Raw genomic sequence first — 3,297 nt, 5'->3', positions numbered from 1 at the left:
CCATGGGGGCGGCGTATGACGCGTTGGAGCGCCGGGTCTCGGCTGGGCGCGATGCTGCGGGGCTGCTCGATGTCACGGTCCCCGGGTGGGCGCAGGTGGGCAACGAGGTGACCGAGGCGGTGCTCGCGTCGGCCGAAGCGCTCGGGGTGCCGTTCGTGCCCGATCTCAACTCGAGCGCCGGCCCGCGGATCGGGGTCACGCCGAGCACCATCGCCCGCGGGCGCCGGGTCAGCGCGGCCACGGCCTTCCTTGCCCCGGCGCGGGGCCGGCCGAACCTGACGGTGCTGCACGGCGTCCGGGTGGGCCGCATCGTCCTGGACGGTACGGCGGCCGTGGGTGCGGTGGTCCGGCGGGCGGGCCGCAGCCGGGAGATCAGGGCCCGCCGCGAGACCATCGTGTGCGCCGGCGCGATCGAGTCGCCGATGCTGCTGGAGCGGTCCGGGATCGGCCGCCCGGAGGTCCTGGCCCGGATCGGGGTTCCGGTCAGGGTGGAGAGCCCGCAGGTCGGCGAGCGAATGGTGGAGCAGCGGGCCGTCACGGTCAAGGCGAGGCTGTCCCGGCGGGTCGGTCTCGGGCCCCGGCTCGGCTCACCGGTGGGCCGGGCCCGGGAGGTGGGCCGCTACGTCCTCACGCGGGGCGGCGCGTTGTCGACCGGGGCGTACGAGCTGGCCGGGCTCGTGGCCACCGACGGCAGCGGCCGGCCCGACGCCCAGGTGTTGGTGACCTCGCTGGCGACCGACGACACCGGGCTGGCGGTGTCCCCGGGCCCTGGGCTGATGCTCGTCGGCTACGCCCTGCGCCCCAGCACGACCGGCTCGGTGCATGCCGGCGGACCGGACCCGGAGGACCAACCGGTGATCGAGTCGAGGTTCCTGGAGACGGCCGAGGACCGCGCCGCGACCGAGCGGATCCTCGACTGGCAGCGCCGCCTGCTCGGGCAGGCCCGCCTCGCGGGGCTGGTCGCGGAGCTGACCGCGCCCTGGCCCGGCATCGACGCGGTGAGGTATGCGGCGCTGACCGGGTCGGGCATCTACCACGCCGTGGGCTCCTGCGCGATGGGCCCGGACGAGTCGGACGTCGTGGACTGCCGGTTGCGGGTGCGTGGGGTCGAGCGGCTGCGCATCGCCGACGCGTCGGTCTTCCCGAGCCATCCCTCGGGCGGCATGGCCGCCCCGGCCATGGCTGCGGGGTGGCGGGTGGCGGACCTCGTCGAGGATGAGCGGTGAGCAGCGGTGCCGGGCCCGGTCGCGCTGCCCTTGGCCCGGCTGCCCCCGGGCTTCCGGCGGGGGTGCCGGTCGTCTGGGACCGGCGGGCCCGGCTGAGCCGGGATGCCTCCTTCGTGACCGGCGGCTCGCCGTGGGGGCTGGCCCGGCTGGCCCCGCCGGCCCGCGGTTTCGCCCGGCGACTGAGCGACGCCGGGAGCCTCGGTGTCATCCCGGTGGATGCCGCCGAGCTGAGGACCGCGGACCGGCTCGTCGAGCGCGGGCTGGCCCACCCGAGGCCGCGGGCCCGCCCGGCTCGTGATGTCGTGGTGGTCGTCCCGGCCCGCGACCGTCCGGCCTCGCTGGAGGCGTGCCTGGCCTCGCTGGCAGGCCTGCAGGTGCTCGTCGTCGACGACGCGTCCTCGGAGGCGGCGAGGGTCGAACGCGTCGCCGCGGACCACGGTGCTCGCCTCGAGCGGCACGCCGTGAACCGGGGCCCGGCGAGCGCACGCAACACCGGTGTGGCGGTCACCGACGTCGGCCTGGTCGCGTTCGTCGACTCCGACTGCCGCGCGCAGCCGGGATGGCTGGATGCGCTGGTGGCTCACTTCGACGATCCCAGGGTCGCGGCCGTGGCCCCCCGGGTGCGGCCGCTCGCGACCGGCGACTGCGTCCTCGGCCGGTACGAGCAGGCCCGGTCCGCCCTCGACATGGGGGCCGAGCCCCAGCTCGTCCGCCCTGGCGCCCGGCTCGGCTTCGTGCCGTCGGCCACGCTCGTCGTGCGCCGGAAAGCCTTGGTGGACAATGGTTTCGATCCGTCGATGCGCGTCGGTGAGGACGTCGACCTGGTGTGGCGCCTCGTCGAGGCCGGGTGGCACGTGCGCTACGACCCGTCGGTGTCGGTCTGGCACGAGATGCGCGCCAGGCCCAGGGACTGGCTGGCCACGCGGTTCGTCTATGGGACCTCGGCGCCCGCGCTGGAGCGGCGTCATCCCGGGCGGCTGGCCCCCGCCCGCCCGTCCGCGTGGAACCTCGCCGCGCTGGCCTGCCTGGTCGCCGGGCACCCGGTGCCTGGGCTGCTCACCGCCACCGGGGCGGCCTCAGCCTTGGCCCGGCGGCTGCACGAGGCAGGTGTCCCACCGTGGCTGGCACCCGTGATCGTAGGCAAGGGGCTGCTCGCCGACGCGGTAGCCATCGGGCATGCCCTGCGCCGCGAATGGTGGCCCCTCGGCTGGCTCGCCCTCGCGACGGCATCCAGGTCGAGCCTCGGGCGGGCAGGCGCCGCAGCCATGCTCGCGCCGGTCGCTCTGGAGATCGTGCGCACCCGCCCGCGAGTCAACCCACTCGGGTATGCCGCCCTCCGGCTGGTCGACGACGCGGCATACGGCAGCGGCGTGATCACCAGCGCGATCCGTGAGCGGCGCCCCGCAGCGCTGCTGCCCCGGCCGCGCCTGCCCTTCGCCCACGCGCGACGCGACGGATCTCGAGAGCGACCCTGATATCCGAAGCGGGACGAAGACCCCTACCGCCGCCGAGACCCCGACAGCTATTCTCGGCCACAGCGGGCGACCCCGATCACCGTGGCCCACCGCCCATACTCAACGGGAGGACGACACCATGACGATCAACGCGACGGCCCCGACGCTCGTCGAGGAACCAGAGTGCGTCCGCACCGACGACGACGCAACGGACCGACCGGTAGCAGGGCAGGCCGCCGTGGTCGACGACCTGCTCGAGGATGTCTCCATCGACGGGATGTGCGGGGTCTACTGAGGCGGCATCGTGACGGCTGCGGAGCCTGACCGGGCGTTCGACGCCGACGCGGCCTGGCGGGTTCATCCCCGGGTCGCGGTCCGACCCGAACCGTTCGGGGCGCTGCTCTACCACTTCGACACCCGGCGGCTGACCTTCCTGAAGGATCCTCGTCTCCTCGGGGTGGTCCGGTCCTTGGGCGCTGCCGTCGACGCGCGCGGAGCCTGCGCGGCCGCCGGGGTCGGCCCGCCGGAGCAGCCGCACTACCTCGCCGCGCTGGCCCGCCTCGCCGAGGGCTCGATGATCGTTCCGGATCCCGGCAGGACGCCATGACCATCGGCTC

General features: G+C 75.2%; 4 protein-coding genes. All 4 read left to right on the top strand.

Annotation, left to right across the window (positions count from 1 at the left end):
- A partial coding sequence (locus tag L0H79_RS21585; protein WP_301486796.1) for a GMC family oxidoreductase occupies positions 1-1,226 on the top strand: 1,226 nt, incomplete at its 5' end.
- Complete coding sequence (mftF, locus tag L0H79_RS21580) at positions 1,223-2,701, top strand: mycofactocin biosynthesis glycosyltransferase MftF (RefSeq protein WP_301486794.1); 1,479 nt, start codon at positions 1,223-1,225, stop codon at positions 2,699-2,701. The genes L0H79_RS21585 and mftF, both read left to right, overlap by 4 nt.
- Positions 2,702-2,819: 118 nt before the next feature.
- Entirely contained in the window at positions 2,820-2,975 is a 156-nt protein-coding gene (mftA, locus tag L0H79_RS21575; RefSeq protein WP_301486793.1) for a mycofactocin precursor MftA, read from the top strand.
- 9 nt (positions 2,976-2,984) lie between these two features.
- Positions 2,985-3,287 (top strand): mycofactocin biosynthesis chaperone MftB, encoded by a 303-nt coding sequence (gene mftB, locus L0H79_RS21570; RefSeq protein ID WP_301486791.1) that lies wholly within the window; start codon positions 2,985-2,987, stop codon positions 3,285-3,287.
- Positions 3,288-3,297 lie beyond the last annotated feature (10 nt).

The sequence above is a fragment of the Intrasporangium sp. genome (assembly GCF_030452765.1).
Taxonomy (GTDB): Bacteria; Actinomycetota; Actinomycetes; order Actinomycetales; family Dermatophilaceae; genus Intrasporangium_A.
The sequence above is the reverse complement of the archived record's forward strand: the minus strand, read 5'-3'. Positions and strand labels throughout refer to the sequence as shown.